Here is a 16,834-nt window from a genome sequence, read left to right as displayed (position 1 = left end):
TGCCGCGTGCGCGGTGAGTCGATGAAGAGGAAACACATGACATCCGATGCCCCCGCGGCAGTCCAGCCACCGCAGCGGCGTCGGGGCGCACTGGTCTTCCTGCGCGATGTCCTGGTCATCATCGTCATCGCCGCGCTGGTGTCGTTCGTGGTCAAGACCTTCGTCGTGCGGTCGTTCTACATCCCGTCGGGATCGATGGAGCGCACCCTGCTCGTCAACGACCGCATCCTCGTCGACGAGCTCACTCCCCGCTTCACCGGGTACGACCGCGGTGATGTCGTCGTGTTCAAGGACCCAGGCGGATGGCTGCCCCCGGCTCCGCAGCGGCCGGCACGGCCACCGCTGGTCGAGGCCGTCGACTGGGCGCTCACCTTCGTGGGCATCTCGACCACCGATGCCCAGGATCACCTGGTCAAGCGGGTGATCGGCATGCCCGGTGACCACGTGGTCTGCTGCAACGCGCTCGGGCAGATCACGGTGAACGGCTCGCCGATCAACGAGCTGGGGTACCTCAACCTCCCCGAGGGCGACACCGCGGCCTCGGACATCGAGTTCGACGTGACCGTGCCCGAGGACCGCATCTGGGTGATGGGCGACAACCGCGACCGCTCGCAGGACTCCCGCGCGCATCAGGAGCTGCCCGGCGGCGGTTTCGTGCCGCTGGAGAACGTCGTGGGCCGTGCCTTCCTGACCACCTGGCCCCTCGACAGATTCGGGTCCGTGGACACGCACGACGACGTGTTCCGCGCGGTGCCCGCACCCGAATGACCGTGGTGGCCCCGACGCTCACGCTCGAGCGTCGCCTGCTCAAGGACTTCGACCTCATCATCGCGCTGGACGAGGTCGGCAGGGGAGCGCTCGCGGGTCCCGTCGCCGTCGGGGCGGCGGTGATGGATGCCGCAGGCTCTCGTCGTCGGGTGCTCGAGGGGCTGCGGGACTCGAAGCTGATCGCCGAGAAGCGTCGACCCGAGATGGCCGAGCGGGCCAGCAGGTGGGTGCCGCTGTCGGCCGTGGGCTGGTCCAGCGCCGCGGAGATCGACCAGGTGGGGATCATGCGCGCTCTCGGCCTGGCCGCGTCGCGGGCGGTGCAGGCTGTCGTCGACGCCGGCGCGAGCCTGGAGCGGACGCTCGTGATCCTCGACGGCAACCACGATTACGTCTCACGCGTGCATCCCGCGCCGCTCACCGTTCGCACCGTCGTCAAGGGCGACCGCGACTGCGCCTCCGTGTCGGCCGCGTCCGTCATCGCGAAGGTGGCGCGCGACACGCACATGGCCGCCCTGCATCCCGAGCATCCGGACTACCAGTGGGAGCGGAACAAGGGCTACGCGAGCCCGGAGCACCGCCAGGCGATCCGGGAGAAGGGCCTGTCGCCCCTGCACCGATCGTCGTGGGCCATCGCGGACGCGCCGACGCTGTTCTGAGGAATCCGCATAACAGGCTCTGTCCTCATAGGATGGAGACATCATGGATGAGGATGCCTTCGACGACTACGACCGCGAGCTCGAGCTCGCGCTGTTCCGCGAGTACCGCGACGTCGTCGGCCAGTTCCAGTACGTCGTCGAGACGGAGCGCAGGTTCTACCTCGCGAACGAGGTGAACGTCGTCCGTCGTGACACCGAGCACGACTTCTACTTCGAGATCTCGATGACCGATGTGTGGGTGTGGGACATCTACCGCGCCGATCGCTTCGTCAAGGCCGTCCGCGTGCTGACCTTCAAGGACGTGAACGTCGAAGAGCTGCAGCGGCGCGAATTCGAGCTGCCCGAAGAGCTGTCGCTCGACGGCAAGTGATGATCATCCCCAGTTCGGGGATGTCGGCGGGTTCTCCACAATCACTGTGAAACCCGGCCGCCGAGGTCGGCGTCGCGACGCAGGCTGTCGTCATGGCAGCGAAAGACGACTTCGGGCGAGCGGGCGAACAGCGCGCTGCAGAGCATCTGAGCGCGTCCGGCTACGAGGTCCTGGAGCGCAACTGGCGGTGCGCGCAGGGCGAGATAGACATCGTCGCGACGCGCGGCGACCTGCTCTGCATGATCGAGGTGAAGACGCGCCGATCCGAGCGCTTCGGGCACCCGTTCGAGGCGATCGACGAGCGCAAGCATCAGCGGCTCTGGCGCCTGGCGTTCGCGTGGGCTGAAGCCCACCCCGAGCTGTCCAGGGGCAGACGCATCAGGGTCGAGATCATCGGTCTCACCGGGACGGACGTCCGTGACGCACGACTCGAGCATCTCGAGGACCTGCGATGAGCACGGCGCGCACCTGGGCTGTCGCGCTGACCGGGGTGGACGGGCACATGGTCGAGGTCGAGGCGGATCTCAGCAACCAGACCCCGGGGTTCCAGATCATCGGCCTGCCCGACAAGGCGCTCGGTGAGGCCGCACAGCGCGTGCGCAACGCCTGCGTGAACGCAGGGCTCGACTTCCCGCGTCGGCGACTCACCGTGAATCTGTCACCCGCGAACCTGCCGAAGGCGGGCAGCGGCTTCGACCTGAGCGTCGCTGTGGCGACGCTGGCGACCGGGGGAGCGCTGCGTCGCGAATCCGTGCGCTCGACCGTGCACATCGGCGAGCTGGGCCTCGACGGCAGGCTGCGCCCGGTGCCCGGCGTGCTGCCCGCCGTCTACGCCGCGGCGCGCGCGGGATTCACACGCGTGATCGTGCCCCACGCCAACGCCACCGAGGCTCGTCTCGTGCCCGGCGTCGAGGTGCACGCCGCGGTGTCGCTCGCGGAGGTCGCGGTGGCGCACGGCGCCGATCTCGAGGTGGATGACACGGAGCCCGTCGTGCTCCCGGCCCGCGTGGACGCGGCAGATGACACCGTGGATCTCGCGGATGTGATCGGCCAGGACGAAGCGGTGGACGCGCTGATCACCGCCGCGGCCGGCGGACATCACATGATGCTCAGCGGTCCTCCCGGTGCCGGCAAGACCATGCTGGCTCGGCGCCTACCCGGCATCCTTCCGCCGCTGACCGAGACCGAGGCGCTCGAGGTGGCGGCGATCCGGTCGCTGACGGGGGATGCCGTCACCCGCCTCGACGCCCTGCCCCCGTTCGAGGCCCCGCACCACACGGCGTCGGCCGCCGCGCTGGTCGGTGGCGGCTCTCGCGCCCCGCGGCCGGGAGCGATCGTGCGCGCGCATCGCGGCGTGCTGTTCCTCGATGAGACTCCGGAATTCCAGCGAGCCGCCCTGGACGCCCTGCGCCAGCCGCTCGAGTCGGGGCGCATCGAGATCGTCCGTGCCGGATTCGCCGCCAGCTTTCCCGCGCAGTTCCAGCTGGTGCTCGCCATGAACCCCTGCCCGTGCGGCAACTACGGGGTGCGAGGCGCGGAGTGCGCGTGTCCGCCGGCCGCCATCCGCCGCTACGCAGGGCGACTGTCGGGCCCGCTTCGCGATCGCGTCGACATCGACCTGCAGGTCGCGCGCGTGTCTGCATCACGGGCGACGTCCGGCGAGCGGTCGACCATGTCCACCTCCGAGGCGCGCGAGCGCGTCGCCCGCGCACGCGCTGCCGCAGCGGAGCGATGGCGTGCCAGCCCCTGGCGCGTCAACGGCGAGGTGCCGGGGGAGCGGCTGCGACAGGGTGCGCTGCGCCTCCCGCCGGCGGTGCGCGCACCGCTGGACCGCGCACTCGAGCGAGGTGCGGTCACGCTGCGGGCGTATGACCGGGTGCTGCGGATCGCGTGGACCCTGAGCGATCTGGCAGGTCTGTCATCACCCGGAGCCGATCAGCTCGGGCACGCTCTGTTCCTCAAGAAAGGACTTCTGGCATGATCGCGACAGGACTCGAACTGATCGACGACCCGGAGCTGCGTTCGAGCGCTCGCCTGCTGCGTGCCGATGCGGACCCCGCAGAGGTGGCAGCGCGGGTCGCGTGGTCCGTGCTCGTCGAACCCGGAGATGGTGTGGCCGGTGCGCTGCTGCAGGCTCTGGGTGCGGTGCAGGCGCTGCGCACCGCGTTCGGGGAGTCGGGTCTCGTCCCTCCCGGAGTGACAGCGCCCCGGCCTCTGGCGGAGGCGCTGGCGAGGTGGCGGCCTCGCGCGAGCACCCGCGCGGTGCGGGATGCCATGCTCGCCGCGCACAGTGTGGGAGCGCGCCTGCTGCTTCCCGGCGACGAGCTCTGGCCGGACGGACTCGACGACCTCGAGGTCCACCAGCCCGTGCTGCTGTGGGCGCGGGGCGATGTCGACGTGCTGCGCGCAGAGACGGCCGCGGCGATCGTCGGCGCGAGGGCCGCCACGGGGTACGGCGAGAGCACCGCCGCCGAGCTGGCGGGCGACCTCGCGACCGGGGGCACCCTGATCGCGTCGGGAGGCGCCTACGGGATCGACGGCGCCGCGCACCGCGCAGCGCTCGGCGTCGGCGGCGCGACGGCTGCGTTCCTCGCGGGCGGTGTCGACCGGGCGTATCCGATCGGACATCAGCAGCTCTTCGATCGGATCAGGCAGTCCGGCGTGGTGCTCAGCGAGGTGCCCTGCGGATCGGCGCCGACGAAGTGGCGCTTCCTCGCCCGCAACCGGCTCATCGCGGCCGCGACCATGGCGACCGTCGTCGTGGAGGCGGGCTGGCGCAGCGGCACGCTGAACACCGCCGGGCACGCGGCGTCGCTGGCACGCCCGATCGGTGCGGTCCCCGGGCCGATCACCTCCCCGGCATCGGCCGGATGCCATCGGCTGCTGCGGGAGTACGACGCGGTGTGCGTCACGAGCGCTCAGGAGGTCAGAGAGCTGTGGGGGGAGCAGGATGTCACGGCCCGTCCCTCCACCGCCCCGGATCACGACCGCACCAGGCTGTTCGACGCGATGAGCGCCCGCAGCCCCCGCGACCCGGCGGACATCGCGCGCCGCAGCGGACTCTCCGTCGAACGCGTGCGCTCGCTCCTCGGCGTGCTGGCCCTCGAGGGTGCGGTCGCACAGCGGGAGGACGGGTGGGTGCGCAGCGACTGACCGCATCACGGCGCGGCAGTCGGCGATGCCGCCGAGGAGCGGCATGCTGGAGCGGTGCGGTATGCGGACGCGGTGACATCCTTCACGTCGTACCTCGAGCGGGTGCGACGGCTGTCACCGGCGACCGTGCGCGCCTACCGCTCCGACCTCGCCGACCTCGGCGCCGTCGTCGCCGACGTGGACCTGCGCGAGATCGACCTCGAGCTGCTGCGCGAGTGGCTGTGGCGAGCCACCCGACGCGGCGACGCGAGGTCGACGCTCGCTCGACGCGCGGCGGCCGCACGCTCGTTCTTCGGGTGGGCGCACGAGAGCGAACTCATCCCGGTCGATCCCAGCCTGCGCCTCGTGACGCCGAAGCGCTCCAAGACGCTGCCGGTCGTCGCATCCCAGGACGGCATGCGCGACCTGCTCGACCAGCTTCGTGCGGCCGCGGCCGCCGGTGATCCCCTCGCGCTGCGCGACCACGCGATCCTCGAGGCGCTGTACGGCAGCGGCATGCGCGTGTCCGAGCTGTGCGGCGTCGACGTCGACGACGTGGACATGGATCGTCGCACCGTGCGGGTGCTGGGCAAGGGCGCCAAGGAGCGGGTGGTTCCGTACGGCGCACCCGCCGCCGACGCCATCGGCGCCTACCTGAGCCGAGGGCGCCCGGCGCTGATGGCGCGCGCCGCGCAGTCGACGCCGGCGCTGTTCCTCGGTGCGCGCGGAGCGCGCATCGGCGCGCGCACCGTCTACGCCCTCGTGGCCCGGGTTCTGAGCCCGATCGTCGGCGCCGAGCACGTCGGCCCGCATGCCCTCCGGCACTCCGCAGCCACGCACCTGCTCGACGGCGGGGCCGATCTGCGCGCGGTGCAGGAGATCCTCGGTCACGCGAGCCTCGGCACGACGCAGATCTACACGCACGTGTCGGCTGAGCGTCTGCTCGCCGGATACCGCCTCGCGCATCCGCGCGCGTGACACCCGGCGGATGACCCGGTGCGCGCCCCCTCACCCTTCGCAGCAGGGAAGCAGGACAGCCCTCGGCACTTCGCCGAACAGGGGCAGGGGATTGACGTAGCGCCCGTCGAGCCGGACGCCGACATGCAGCGCGCCGCGCGCGGTATGACCACCTGCCGCCACCGTGCCGATCAGATCCCCGGCCGCCACCGCATCGCCGGGGGACAAGGCCGACGACACCGGCTCCCACGTGCTCACCCGACCCCCGCCATGGTCGATCGTGATCAGCGGCCTGTCGACCACCGTTCCGCGGAACGCCACGACGCCGGGAGCGGGAGCGATGACGTCAGGGCTCGCGCCGACCGCGACGTCCATGCCGCGATGACCTGACCCGTACTCGTGCGCCGGGGCGCGGAAGGGAGCGACGATCGAGCGGGCGCCGCGCACCGGCCATTCCCACGTTCCGTCGGCTTCGGAGGGACTCGCGCTGCCGCCGAGGGACAGGGCGAGCGAGAGGACGAGGGCGGCCGATCTGGAGCGCATCGACTCACCCTCGCCCATGCCGCGTCGCCGCGTGCGCGGGATGGCGACGGCCGGGGATAAGCCGCCGATTCACGCTCCTGTGCAGGACGTTCGCGGTGGCCCGATCCTGTACACTGGGGGAGCACCTCGAAATCGAGGTGACTACGCGTGCCCACAGCGACTCAGGTCGTGGCATCCACTCCCACAGGTCCCGCTCTTCGAGCGGGCGGGTGTGCGCCGGGTACCAGGACTGCCGGTCGAATCGATCGGCGTATCAACCTCAACGACGCGAGAGCGTCAGAACAAGGAGACGACCATGGCTGTGGTCACCATCCGCCAGCTGCTCGACAGCGGCGTGCACTTCGGACACCAGACCCGCCGGTGGAACCCGAAGGTGAAGCGCTTCATCCTGACCGAGCGCTCGGGCATCCACATCATCGACCTGCAGCAGTCGCTGTCGTACATCGACCAGGCCTACGACTTCGTCAAGGAGACCGTCGCGCGCGGCGGCACCATCCTCTTCGTCGGCACCAAGAAGCAGGCGCAGGAGATCCTCGCCGAGCAGGCCGACCGCGTCGGCCAGCCCTACGTCAACCAGCGCTGGCTGGGTGGCCTCCTCACCAACTTCTCCACCATCGCGAAGCGTCTCGCTCGCATGAAGGAGCTCGAGGAGCTCGACTACGACAACCCCGCGGCTTCCGGCTTCACGAAGAAGGAGCTCCTTCTCAAGAAGCGCGAGCTCGACAAGCTGCACAAGTCGCTCGGCGGCATCCGCAACCTGTCGAAGACCCCGTCGGCTCTGTGGGTCGTCGACGCCAAGCGCGAGCACCTCGCCATCGACGAGGCCAAGAAGCTCGGCATCCCCGTGATCGGCATCCTCGACACGAACGCCGACCCGGACGACTTCCAGTACCCGATCCCCGGCAACGACGACGCGATCCGCTCGGTCTCGCTGCTGACCCGCATCATCGCCGACGCCGCGGCCGAGGGCCTGCAGCAGAAGCACAACCCCGACGCCGGTGACGCCGAGCCGCTCGCCGAGTGGGAGCGCGAGCTGCTCGAGGGCGGCGAGGCTCCGGCCGCCGCTGACGCTCCGGCCGCCGACGAGGCACCCGCGGCCGAGGCCACCGAGGCTGCAGCCACCGAGGCACCCGCCGATGAGGCTCCGGCCGCCGACGCGACGGCTGAGCCCGCCGCCGAGGCAGACGCCAAGTAAGTCCCCCCACACGTTCAGATACGAAGCAAGGAGCCACCACACATGGCCAACTTCACCATCGCCGACATCAAGGCGCTGCGCGAGCAGCTCGGCACCGGAATGGTCGACACCAAGAAGGCGCTCGAGGAGGCTGACGGAGACGTCGAGAAGGCCACCGAGATCCTTCGCCTCAAGGGTGCGAAGGGCAACGCGAAGCGCGCCGACCGCTCCACCAGCGAGGGCCTCGTCGTCGCTCGTGAGACCGACGGTGCCGTCACGCTGATCGAGCTCGCCTGCGAGACCGACTTCGTCGCGAAGAACGAGCGCTTCATCACGCTCGCCGAGAAGGTCGCCGACGCCGTCGCGGCCGTCTCCGCGGACTCGATCGAGGCGGCCCTCGCAGCCCCGGCCGGCGACCAGACGGTCGAGCAGCTGATCTCGGACGAGGCAGCCATCATCGGCGAGAAGGTCGAACTGCGTCGCGTGCGCACCATCACCGGCGACGCCGTGTCGGTGTACCTGCACCGCACCAGCAAGGACCTGCCGCCGCAGATCGGTGTCGTCGTCGCGTACAGCGGCTCGGACGCCGAGACCGCGCGCAGCATCGCCCAGCACATCTCGTTCGCGAACCCGTCGTACCTCACCCGTGAGGACGTCCCGGCCGCCGAGGTCGAGAAGGAGCGCGAGATCGTCACCGAGATCTCCCGCAACGAGGGCAAGCCCGAGGCTGCTCTGCCGAAGATCGTCGAGGGTCGCGTCACCGCTTACTTCAAGCAGGTCGCGCTTCTCGAGCAGGACTACGCGAAGGACAACAAGCTGTCCGTGGCCCAGGTCGCGAAGGATGCCGGTATCACCGTCACCGACTTCGCCCGCTTCAAGGTCGGCGCGTAACAACCTCCAGGGGGTTCGGATCTGCGATCCGAACCCCCTTCTTCATGCCCAGAAGGCACTATCTTGAATCGGGACGAGAGGAACCCACCCATGACCGAAGGCACCGGACGCCGGCGCGTCCTCCTGAAGCTCTCCGGCGAAGCGTTCGGCGCAGGCCAGCTGGGCGTCAACCCCGACGTCGTCGGACAGATCGCGCGTGAGATCGCCGCGGCCGTCGACCGCGTCGAGATCGCGATCGTCGTGGGCGGTGGCAACTTCTTCCGCGGGGCCGAGCTCAGCCAGCGCGGGATGGACCGCGGCCGAGCCGACTACATGGGCATGCTCGGCACGGTCATGAACGCCCTCGCCCTGCAGGACTTCCTCGAGCAGGCCGGCGCCGCGACCCGGGTGCAGTCCGCCATCTCGATGACCCAGGTCGCCGAGCCGTACATCCCGCGTCGCGCCGAGCGTCACATGGAGAAGGGGCGCGTCGTCATCTTCGGTGCCGGTGCGGGCCTGCCGTACTTCTCCACCGACACGGTCGCCGCGCAGCGCGCCCTCGAGATCGGAGCGGACGAGGTGCTGGTGGCGAAGAACGGCGTCGACGCCATCTACACGGCCGACCCGAATAAGGACGCCAGCGCCGAGCGCATCGACCGCGTGACCTACCGCGACGCTCTGCAGCGCGGCCTCAAGGTGGTCGACTCCACCGCGTTCAGCCTGTGCATGGACAACAACATGGACATGCGCGTGTTCGGCATGGAGCCGGCGGGCAATGTCACGAAGGCGCTGCTCGGCGAGCCCATCGGAACGCTCGTCACGCCCTGACCGCCTCGTCGCTCAGGGTTCTGCGGCACATCGCCGGATAGAATCGTTCGAAAACCACGACCTAAGGAGCACCCGTGATCGCGGACGTCCTCGCAGATACCACCGCACGCATGACCCGCGCGGTCGACGCCGCCAAGGAGGACTTCGCCACCGTCCGCACCGGGCGCGCGAACCCCCAGCTCTTCCAGAAGCTGATGGTCGACTACTACGGCTCCCCGACGCCGATCGCGCAGCTCGCCTCGATGGCCAACCCCGAGGCGCGCACGCTGATCGTCACCCCGTACGACAAGAGCGCGCTGCGGGCGATCGAGCAGGCCATCCGCGACATGCCGAACCTCGGCGCGAACCCGACCAACGACGGCAACATCGTGCGCGTGACGATGCCCGAGCTGACCGAAGAGCGTCGCAAGGAGTACGTCAAGCTCGTGCGCTCGAAGGGCGAGGACGCCAAGGTGCAGGTGCGCGGGATCCGACGCAAGGCGAAGGATCAGCTCGACGCGCTCAAGAACGACGTGGGCGAAGACGAGATCGCTCGCGGCGAGAAGGAGCTCGACGCGCTGACCCGTCAGTACGTCGACGCGATCGACGACGCGCTCAAGCGCAAAGAGGCAGAGCTGCTCGAGGTCTGACGGCATGGCAGGCGACAGCGATTCCGGCGAACAGCCGCTGACGCGAAGAGAAGCCCGGCAGGGCGATGCTCCCGCTGAGGGCGATGAGTCATCGCGCCGCGCTCTCGGCGATTCGGGTGTCGGCGCATCGGACTCGACGCGCCCGCTCGCGGGTGCGTCGTTCCCGGTCTTCGACACCGCCCGCATCCCCCCGCGCCCGCCGATGCCCGCTGAGGACGGCGCGGACTCGCACGCGCTGCGTGAGCAGTGGCGCGCCAGGCGCGGCGAGTTCGAGTCGCACGTGACGCAGGCTCGCGAGCAGTTCGATCAGGCCAACGAGCGGATCAAACAGCGCACCGGCCGCGATCTCATCGTGGCCATCCTCATCGGCGTCGCGTTCGGTGCGGTTCTGATCGCCTCCCTGCTCTTCATCAAGTGGCTGTTCCTGCCGATCGCGATCGCGGCCGGTCTGCTCGGCACCTACGAGCTCACCCGGGCACTTCGCGCGGGCGGTCGCCGTGTGGACATCGCCCCCCAGCTGATCGCGGGTGCGGCGGTGCTGCTCACCGGGCCGTTCGCGGCGCTGTGGCTGAGCTGGGTCGTGCTCATCGCCGCCGTCGCCTTCGTCAGCGTGTGGCGGATGATCGGCCAGATGATCGCCGGCGACGGTCGCACCTACGGTGCGGTGCTCGCCGATGTCGTCGTCGGGGCGTTCGTGCAGGTGTACGTGCCGTTCCTGACCTCGGTCGCGCTCATGCTGCTGAGCCGTGAGAACGGCGAATGGTGGGTGCTCGGCTTCATCGCCGTCGCCGTCGCCGCCGACACATGCGCGTACGCGGCCGGACTCGCGTTCGGCAAGCACCCCATGGCGCCGCGGATCAGCCCCAAGAAGACCTGGGAGGGCTTCGGCGGTGCCGTCGTCGGGTCGCTCGCGGTGGGCGTGCTCCTGGCGATCTTCCTGCTCGAGCTGCCCTGGTGGTGCGGCCTGATCTTCGGCGCGGCGATCCTCATCTGCGCCACGCTCGGCGATCTCGGCGAGTCGATGCTCAAGCGCGACCTCGGCATCAAGGACATGAGCTCCTGGCTTCCCGGCCACGGCGGGCTGCTCGACCGCCTCGACAGCATCCTGCCCTCGACTGTTCCCGCGCTCGCGCTGTATCACCTCCTTACTCCTCTGATCGGATCCTGATGACTGATCCCGACCTCGAGACGCTCACACGGCCGCACGACGAGACGCCGCCGGTGTTCGCCCTGGCACAGGGCCGCCAGCGCGGGTACCACCGTGCTGCGGTCGACAGCTTCCTCGACTCCGCCCGAGCGGCGTTCGAGGAATCGCGTGCAGATTTCGGCGCGGACGACGTGCGCGCGGCATCCTTCCCGCTGGTCAGGGGAGGGTACGTCATCGCCGAGGTCGACGCCGCGCTCTCGCGGGTGGAGGATGCGTTCGCCCAGCGCGCCCGCGAACGGGCGATCGCCCGCGTCGGAGTGGACGCCTGGGTGGCTCAGGCGCGGGAGGACGCTCAGCAGGTGCTCGATCACCTGAGTCGGCCGCGGAAGAAGAGGTTCGCGCGCACCAGCATCCTGACGTTCGGCTACCAGGTGGACGAGGTCGACCACGTCGGCGACCGCATCGCCGCGTTCCTGCGGGACGGCGAGCCGCTCGATGTCGATCAGGTGCGCGGCGCCGCCTTCCGCATGCAGCGCGGCGGGTATCGCGAGGAGCAGGTGGATGCCCTGCTCGACGCCACGGTGGAAGTCATTCTCTCGGTGCGCTGAGGCGTTCTCGGTGAGTTCTCATGGATGAGGTGTGCAGGTGTGCGTAGACTGATGGCCATCGTGACCCCCGATAACGAATTGATCTCGAACGAGACGCGCCGGGCCGCCTCTCGCTTGAAGAAGAAGACTCAGACCCATCGCCCCGTCAGCGCCGTGCTGGCCGGGCTCGCCGTCGTCGGCATCTCCGCCGCCATGATGGCGCCGAGCGGTGTGGCCGTCGCCGACCCCGAGCCGACCGACGGACCCGTGACCGCCTTCTCGCTCGCCACCGCCGACACGCAGAGCATCACGGTCTCCGTCGAGGGCGCGGACATCGCGCCCGTGGCCCGCAATGGTTTCGAGGTCTACGTCAAGCCGAAACCCAAGCCGAAACCAGCGCCCGCACCGGTGGCGAAGACCGCATCGGCTCAGAAGAGCAGTGCACCCGCGCAGCCGCGGTACACGGGTGGCGGCTCCAAGGAGCAGTGGATGGCTGCGGCCGGAATCGCGAGCGGCGACTGGGCGTACGTCGACTACATCGTCTCCAAGGAGAGCGGCTGGAATCCGAACGCGACCAACCAGTCGTCCGGCGCGTGCGGGCTCGTGCAGGCGCTGCCCTGCAGCAAGGTGCCCGGCAACGGATACGACCCGGTCGACAACCTCCGCTGGGGCAACGGCTACGCCGTCGGCCGCTACGGCAGCTGGGCCGGAGCGTACGACTTCTGGACGCGCAACCACTGGTGGTGATCGGGCGTCATGCCACGATCCCGTCGACGCCGGCCTGAGCGTCCCGCGTCCGGCGATTCCTTCGACCGGCTTCTGGCGGGGTGGAAGCGCACCGAGACGAAACGGGGCCGGGAGTGGACCGTGCAGCCGATCTCGGCGACGCAGGCGCTCAAGGACTACCGGTGCCCGGGCTGCACGAGCATCATCGCGCCCGGTACCGCCCACGTCGTCGTCTGGCGTGCGGACGGAGTGATGGGCGAGAGCGCCGACCTCGCCGCCCGCCGGCACTGGCATTCGCACTGCTGGCGGGTCGCCTGAGAGCGGCTGCCCCGGCTCAGCGTTCGTTCATCCGAGGGATCAGCACCTGGCGGTAGATGATCAGCACGCTCGCCGCGACCGGGATCGCGATCAGCGCACCGAGGAGCCCGAGCAGGGCGCCGCCGGACAGCGCCGCGATGACGACCACCGCCCCGGGCACCGAGACCGCTCGGCTCATGATGCGCGGGGCGATGAAGTACGCCTCGACCTGCATGTAGATGAGGTAGTAGATCGCCGCGGCCAGCGCCGTCCCCGGCGAGCCGACCCCGGGCAGCAGACAGGCCAGCACGATGATCGTCGACCCGGTCAGGGTTCCGACCAGGGGGATGAGCGAGAAGAAGAAGGCGACGACGGCGAGCACCGCGGTGAACGGCGCGTCGATGATCGACAGGTACACCATGCTCAGCAATCCGTTGATCACACCGAGCGTGACCTGGCCCATCACGTAGTGGCCGACCGAATCGGTGATCTGGTCGGCGATGTCGATGAAGCGCTCGCGCCGCGATGCCGGCACCAGCTGGTACACGGCCCGCTTGAGGGAAGGCGTCGAGGCCGTCATGTAGATCGTGAGGATCAGCACGATGAAGGCGCCGAACGCCCCGGCCAGCACCGCACCGCCGACGACCCACACACCCTCGCCGATCGTCGTGCTCCACTCGGTCACGCTGTTGGTCCACTGATCGGAGGTGATCCAGCTGTCGATGTAGTCGAAGACGAGGTTGACCTCGAGATTGGGGAAGGCGTCGGTGAGCCAGGCCTTGATGTCGCTCACGGTCTGCTCGCCGTTGACGAACAGCGGCGTGGTGCGCGCCACCAGCTGCGTGATCTGATCGGTGAAGACGGGCAGCACGATCAGGATGACGGCGGCGAACACGCTCAGCACGGCGAGGATGGTCAAGAGCACAGCGGCCCATCGCGGCAGTCCGCGGCGCTCGAGGAACGTGACGAGCGGGTCGAGTCCGAGACTCAGGAACAGAGCCGTGCCGATGTAGAGGATGACGGTCGACAGCGTCTGCACGCCGGTGAGCAGCAGAAGGCCCAGACCCACGCCGAGTGTCGCCACCAGCGCGGTGCGAAAGGGACTGTGGATCTTCATGGCTCTCCCGGTCGATCTGCGAAGATCCTAGTTGCTGCACGGTGCGGCGGCGGCGCGACGGGCCGAAGCGCATCCGGCGCAGCGCAGACGGTGGGCTTCGTGGGCAATGCCCAGGTGGTTTCGCTAGTCTGAAACGTCGAGCGGACCGGCGGCGGATGCCCGGTCACGTAAGGAGTTGATTCGTGCGTTTCGTATGGGCCGTCGTGGCCTTCGTGCTGGCCACGGTTCTCATCGGAGCCGGAATTGCTCAGCGCACCATCTTCATGGGCCCCACAGAGCAGACGATGGAGCTGTCAGCCGACGAGGCGCAGCCCTATGTGCTCGTCGACGCCGAGGTGCTCAATGCGCACCCGGGACTGCAGACGCTGCTCGTGCGCGGTGAGGGCCAGATCTTCGTCGCCTACGCCCGTACCGGCGATGCCGAGGCGTGGCTGTCCGACACGAGCTACACGAAGGTCACGCTCGGCAAGGGCGATGAGCCGGTCAGCGAGACCGTCGACGCGCAGCAGGCACCGGCCGGCGGCGGGGAGACGTCGGGGCGCAACCCGGCAGGATCCGATCTCTGGCTGGACTCGTTCGTCGAAGACGACTATCTCGTGACCGAGATGCAGCTGACCCCTGGACACAGCGTGCTCATCGCGCGCGACGGCGTCGAGCCCGCGCCCGAGGACATCGCCGTGAGCTGGGCTCTGGACACGCGCACACCGCTCGCGGGTCCGCTGATGACCGCGGGGGGAGTGCTGCTGCTCGCCGGCCTGGTGCTCTACATCCTGGCCATCCGCCACCAGCGTCGCGGACGCGGTCCGCTGCGCAAGGGCCCAGGGCCGCTGCCGGAGACGCAGCCCATCGAGATGCAGAGCGGCCCGCGCAGAGAACCCATCGAGGCCGGTGACGGCACCGCCGCCGATCCCGACGGCGCGGCGACCGGTCGAACGGACCCACCCGCCCCGACCTCCGAAGGCGAGGAACAGTCATCCGGGCGTGCGCCGCGCACCGCGCTGCGCCGTCGTCTGGCTCTGGGGCTGCCGGCTCTGACGCTGACCGCAGTGCTCGCGACGGGCTGCTCAGCGGAGTCCTGGCCCGAGTTCGGCGCGCAGACGCCCACGCCGACCCCCACGCCGACGGTGGTGACCCCCGAAGACCAGAAGCCGCCGGTCGTGACGAAGAAGCAGGGCCAGCGCATCGTGTCCGAGATCACCGAAGTCGTGCAGCAGGCAGACGCGGAGCTCGACATCGCGCGCGCGGAGACCCGCCTCGCCGGCGCCGTGCTCGAAGGCCGGCGCACCGAGTACGCCCTCCGCGCGAAGATCGCCGAGCGCACGGAGCCGCTGACGGCACCGCGTGACAAGGTCAAGATCGTGCTGCCTGAGGCGACGGACAGCTGGCCGCGCGCCGTGCTGGCCCTGACCGTCTCCGAGAAGGACGACACCGCAGCGCCCGTGCTGCTGACGATGACGCAGGACGACCCGTGGTCGAACTACCGCATCACCGAGATGGCCGACATGCCGGCGGCTGCCGAGTTCCCCGACGTCGCCCCGGCGTGGCTCGGCACCACGCGGATCCCGGCCGAGTCGCCGTTCCTCGCGCTCGCACCGGAGCAGCTGGCCGAGGCGTTCTCCGACTTCGTCGACAGCGGCGACAAGAGCGAGTTCGCCGGTCGCTTCGACGCCACGGCCGAGAAGCTGGCCCAGAGCATCCGCGACAGCCGCACGGCCATCCTCACCGGGCTCAAGGAGAAGAAGGCCGACACCACGTCGTCGGTCGCGTTCGACATGACCGCACCGGAGGAGACGCCGCTCTCCCTCGCCACTCTGGGCAGCGGTGCGGTCGTGGCCGTGCGGGTCGACGACACCGAGACGATCACCCCGACCTCATCCGATGCGGTGATCCGCATCGGCGAGAATCAGGAGGCGAGTGTGCTGACGGGAGTGAAGGAGTCCGCGAAGGGCTTCACGACGACCTACGGCATCCAGCTCTTCTTCTCGGTGCCCGCGCAGGGCTCCAAGGAGCAGATCCGTCTCCTCGCGTACCATCAGGACCTCCTCAGCGTGAAGGTGAACAAGTGACCGAGATCTCCGCTGCCGCGCTCCGCGGCGCAGTCGACCTGTCCTCTCTGCGCAGCCGTCCGGCCGCCGACCAGGCACCGGCGGGCGCACCAGCCCCGGCTTCGCCGGGTGACGGCCGGCCGGATGTCGTCGTCGATGTGACGGACCAGTCGTTCGGCGAGATCCTCGAGCTGTCCCGCTCGGTTCCCGTCGTCGTCGATCTCTGGGCGGAGTGGTGCGGGCCGTGCAAGCAGCTGAGCCCGATCATCGAGAAGGTGGCGCGCGAGCAGCGCGGACGCGTCGTGCTCGCGAAGGTCGATGTCGACGCGAACCCGCAGATCGCTCAGGCCTTCCGGGCGCAGTCCATCCCGATGGTCGTCGCACTGATCGGCGGACAGCCCGTGCCGATGTTCACCGGAGCGGTCCCCGAGGAGCAGGTGCGCGAGGTCTTCGCACGCCTGCTCGAGGTGGCCGCGCAGAACGGCGTCACCGGGTCGGTCCCGTTCGGCGACGAGGCACCCGCGGCGGAGGACGATGAGCCGGCGCCGCTGCCGCCTCTGCACGCGGAGGCGTTCGAGGCCATCGAAGCGGGCGACTACGCGCGCGCCATCGGCGCGTACGAGAAGGCCCTGGCGGAGAACCCGCGTGACGAGGATGCGAAGGCGGGTCTCGGCCAGGTGCGCCTGCTGCACCGTGTGCAGGGCCTCGACCTGCAGCAGGTCCGCGCAGCCGCGGCTGCCGCGCCGACGGATGTCGACGCGCAGTTCCAGGTCGCCGACCTCGACCTCGCCGGCGGGCATGTCGATGACGCGTTCGACCGACTGCTTGACCTGTTCACCGCCGTCGACGCCGACAGCCGCACGCGCATCCGCGAGCGGCTGGTCGAGCTGTTCGAGCTGATCGGCCCCGCCGACCCGCGCGTGACATCCGCGCGCACCAGGCTCACCTCGCTGCTGTTCTGACCGCACGCCGTGCCCGAACGACCGCG

Annotated in this window: 19 protein-coding genes; 17 read left to right on the top strand and 2 right to left on the bottom strand. The window is 69.8% G+C overall.

Going from position 1 to position 16,834, the window contains the following annotated elements:
• Positions 1–36 precede the first annotated feature (36 nt).
• The 7 genes from lepB (at position 37) to AB0O65_RS07710 (ending at position 5,904) form a co-directional block, all read left to right on the top strand.
• On the top strand, positions 37–768 hold the full coding sequence (lepB, locus tag AB0O65_RS07740) for a signal peptidase I (protein WP_313480876.1): 732 nt from the start codon (positions 37–39) through the stop codon (positions 766–768).
• On the top strand, positions 765–1,424 hold the full coding sequence (locus AB0O65_RS07735) for a ribonuclease HII (protein ID WP_313480877.1): 660 nt from the start codon (positions 765–767) through the stop codon (positions 1,422–1,424). Before lepB ends, AB0O65_RS07735 begins: the two co-directional genes overlap by 4 nt.
• A 43-nt stretch (positions 1,425–1,467) precedes the next feature.
• The gene (locus AB0O65_RS07730) at positions 1,468–1,794 is read left to right on the top strand and encodes a DUF2469 family protein (protein WP_071644723.1); all 327 of its coding nucleotides are present in this window, start codon (positions 1,468–1,470) and stop codon (positions 1,792–1,794) included.
• 92 nt (positions 1,795–1,886) lie between these two features.
• Positions 1,887–2,249 (top strand): YraN family protein, encoded by a 363-nt coding sequence (locus AB0O65_RS07725; RefSeq protein ID WP_363383933.1) that lies wholly within the window; start codon positions 1,887–1,889, stop codon positions 2,247–2,249.
• A complete protein-coding gene (locus AB0O65_RS07720; RefSeq protein WP_071644725.1) occupies positions 2,246–3,775 on the top strand; it encodes a YifB family Mg chelatase-like AAA ATPase in 1,530 nt (509 codons plus the stop codon). Before AB0O65_RS07725 ends, AB0O65_RS07720 begins: the two co-directional genes overlap by 4 nt.
• Entirely contained in the window at positions 3,772–4,947 is a 1,176-nt protein-coding gene (gene dprA / locus AB0O65_RS07715; RefSeq protein ID WP_363383931.1) for a DNA-processing protein DprA, read from the top strand. The genes AB0O65_RS07720 and dprA overlap by 4 nt, the downstream gene beginning before the upstream one ends.
• A 54-nt stretch (positions 4,948–5,001) precedes the next feature.
• Positions 5,002–5,904: a tyrosine recombinase XerC gene (locus AB0O65_RS07710; protein ID WP_363383929.1), complete on the top strand. Its 903-nt coding sequence runs from the start codon at positions 5,002–5,004 to the stop codon at positions 5,902–5,904.
• 30 nt (positions 5,905–5,934) lie between these two features.
• Here the strand turns inward: AB0O65_RS07710 and AB0O65_RS07705 are convergent, their stop codons facing one another.
• Positions 5,935–6,426 carry a M23 family metallopeptidase gene (locus tag AB0O65_RS07705; RefSeq protein WP_083428809.1) on the bottom strand — a complete coding sequence of 164 codons (492 nt, stop codon included), beginning with the start codon at positions 6,424–6,426 and terminating at the stop codon, positions 5,935–5,937.
• A 295-nt stretch (positions 6,427–6,721) separates the two neighbouring features.
• Here AB0O65_RS07705 and rpsB point away from each other — a divergent pair, with 295 nt between their 5' ends.
• From rpsB to AB0O65_RS07665, 8 genes are all read left to right on the top strand, one after another.
• Positions 6,722–7,621 carry a 30S ribosomal protein S2 gene (rpsB, locus tag AB0O65_RS07700; RefSeq protein ID WP_071644729.1) on the top strand — a complete coding sequence of 300 codons (900 nt, stop codon included), beginning with the start codon at positions 6,722–6,724 and terminating at the stop codon, positions 7,619–7,621.
• 42 nt (positions 7,622–7,663) lie between these two features.
• The gene (tsf, locus tag AB0O65_RS07695) at positions 7,664–8,491 is read left to right on the top strand and encodes a translation elongation factor Ts (RefSeq protein WP_071644730.1); all 828 of its coding nucleotides are present in this window, start codon (positions 7,664–7,666) and stop codon (positions 8,489–8,491) included.
• Positions 8,492–8,581: 90 nt separating this feature from the next.
• Complete coding sequence (pyrH, locus tag AB0O65_RS07690) at positions 8,582–9,298, top strand: UMP kinase (RefSeq protein ID WP_191713071.1); 717 nt, start codon at positions 8,582–8,584, stop codon at positions 9,296–9,298.
• Between the two features lie 74 nt (positions 9,299–9,372).
• Positions 9,373–9,927, top strand: coding sequence for a ribosome recycling factor (frr, locus tag AB0O65_RS07685; protein WP_071644732.1), 555 nt, complete (start codon positions 9,373–9,375; stop codon positions 9,925–9,927).
• Positions 9,928–9,931: 4 nt separating this feature from the next.
• Positions 9,932–11,095 (top strand): phosphatidate cytidylyltransferase, encoded by a 1,164-nt coding sequence (locus AB0O65_RS07680; protein WP_083428808.1) that lies wholly within the window; start codon positions 9,932–9,934, stop codon positions 11,093–11,095.
• Positions 11,095–11,682: a DivIVA domain-containing protein gene (locus AB0O65_RS07675; RefSeq protein WP_363383925.1), complete on the top strand. Its 588-nt coding sequence runs from the start codon at positions 11,095–11,097 to the stop codon at positions 11,680–11,682. Before AB0O65_RS07680 ends, AB0O65_RS07675 begins: the two co-directional genes overlap by 1 nt.
• A 114-nt stretch (positions 11,683–11,796) precedes the next feature.
• The gene (locus tag AB0O65_RS07670) at positions 11,797–12,408 is read left to right on the top strand and encodes a transglycosylase SLT domain-containing protein (protein WP_363383923.1); all 612 of its coding nucleotides are present in this window, start codon (positions 11,797–11,799) and stop codon (positions 12,406–12,408) included.
• Between the two features lie 9 nt (positions 12,409–12,417).
• The gene (locus tag AB0O65_RS07665; protein ID WP_071644734.1) at positions 12,418–12,705 is read left to right on the top strand and encodes a hypothetical protein; all 288 of its coding nucleotides are present in this window, start codon (positions 12,418–12,420) and stop codon (positions 12,703–12,705) included.
• Positions 12,706–12,721: 16 nt separating this feature from the next.
• On the opposite strand, the gene AB0O65_RS07660 is transcribed toward AB0O65_RS07665, so the two are convergent.
• Positions 12,722–13,801: an AI-2E family transporter gene (locus AB0O65_RS07660; RefSeq protein ID WP_363383921.1), complete on the bottom strand. Its 1,080-nt coding sequence runs from the start codon at positions 13,799–13,801 to the stop codon at positions 12,722–12,724.
• Between the two features lie 182 nt (positions 13,802–13,983).
• Here AB0O65_RS07660 and AB0O65_RS07655 point away from each other — a divergent pair, with 182 nt between their 5' ends.
• Positions 13,984–15,867 carry a glycosyl transferase gene (locus tag AB0O65_RS07655; protein ID WP_363383919.1) on the top strand — a complete coding sequence of 628 codons (1,884 nt, stop codon included), beginning with the start codon at positions 13,984–13,986 and terminating at the stop codon, positions 15,865–15,867.
• Positions 15,864–16,808, top strand: a complete 945-nt coding sequence (locus AB0O65_RS07650) for a tetratricopeptide repeat protein (RefSeq protein WP_071644737.1) — start codon at positions 15,864–15,866, stop codon at positions 16,806–16,808. The genes AB0O65_RS07655 and AB0O65_RS07650 overlap by 4 nt, the downstream gene beginning before the upstream one ends.
• The last annotated feature ends 26 nt before the right edge of the window (positions 16,809–16,834 follow it).

The sequence above is a fragment of the Microbacterium sp. NPDC077391 genome (genome assembly GCF_040686955.1).
Lineage (GTDB): Bacteria > Actinomycetota > Actinomycetes > Actinomycetales > Microbacteriaceae > Microbacterium > Microbacterium commune.
The sequence above is the reverse complement of the archived record's forward strand: the minus strand, read 5'-3'. Positions and strand labels throughout refer to the sequence as shown.

Excerpts from the sequence above, each read along its gene's own strand:
- AB0O65_RS07725 (WP_363383933.1), top strand. The coding sequence starts at position 1,887 with ATGGCAGCGAAAGACGACTTCGGGCGAGCGGGCGAACAGCGCGCTGCA.
- AB0O65_RS07735 (WP_313480877.1), top strand. The coding sequence starts at position 765 with ATGACCGTGGTGGCCCCGACGCTCACGCTCGAGCGTCGCCTGCTCAAG.
- AB0O65_RS07665 (WP_071644734.1), top strand. The coding sequence starts at position 12,418 with ATGCCACGATCCCGTCGACGCCGGCCTGAGCGTCCCGCGTCCGGCGAT.
- AB0O65_RS07720 (WP_071644725.1), top strand. The coding sequence starts at position 2,246 with ATGAGCACGGCGCGCACCTGGGCTGTCGCGCTGACCGGGGTGGACGGG.
- AB0O65_RS07675 (WP_363383925.1), top strand. The coding sequence starts at position 11,095 with ATGACTGATCCCGACCTCGAGACGCTCACACGGCCGCACGACGAGACG.
- AB0O65_RS07705 (WP_083428809.1), bottom strand. The coding sequence starts at position 6,426 with ATGCGCTCCAGATCGGCCGCCCTCGTCCTCTCGCTCGCCCTGTCCCTC.
- rpsB (WP_071644729.1), top strand. The coding sequence starts at position 6,722 with ATGGCTGTGGTCACCATCCGCCAGCTGCTCGACAGCGGCGTGCACTTC.
- AB0O65_RS07660 (WP_363383921.1), bottom strand. The coding sequence starts at position 13,801 with ATGAAGATCCACAGTCCCTTTCGCACCGCGCTGGTGGCGACACTCGGC.
- lepB (WP_313480876.1), top strand. The coding sequence starts at position 37 with ATGACATCCGATGCCCCCGCGGCAGTCCAGCCACCGCAGCGGCGTCGG.
- AB0O65_RS07680 (WP_083428808.1), top strand. The coding sequence starts at position 9,932 with ATGGCAGGCGACAGCGATTCCGGCGAACAGCCGCTGACGCGAAGAGAA.
- pyrH (WP_191713071.1), top strand. The coding sequence starts at position 8,582 with ATGACCGAAGGCACCGGACGCCGGCGCGTCCTCCTGAAGCTCTCCGGC.
- dprA (WP_363383931.1), top strand. The coding sequence starts at position 3,772 with ATGATCGCGACAGGACTCGAACTGATCGACGACCCGGAGCTGCGTTCG.
- AB0O65_RS07730 (WP_071644723.1), top strand. The coding sequence starts at position 1,468 with ATGGATGAGGATGCCTTCGACGACTACGACCGCGAGCTCGAGCTCGCG.
- tsf (WP_071644730.1), top strand. The coding sequence starts at position 7,664 with ATGGCCAACTTCACCATCGCCGACATCAAGGCGCTGCGCGAGCAGCTC.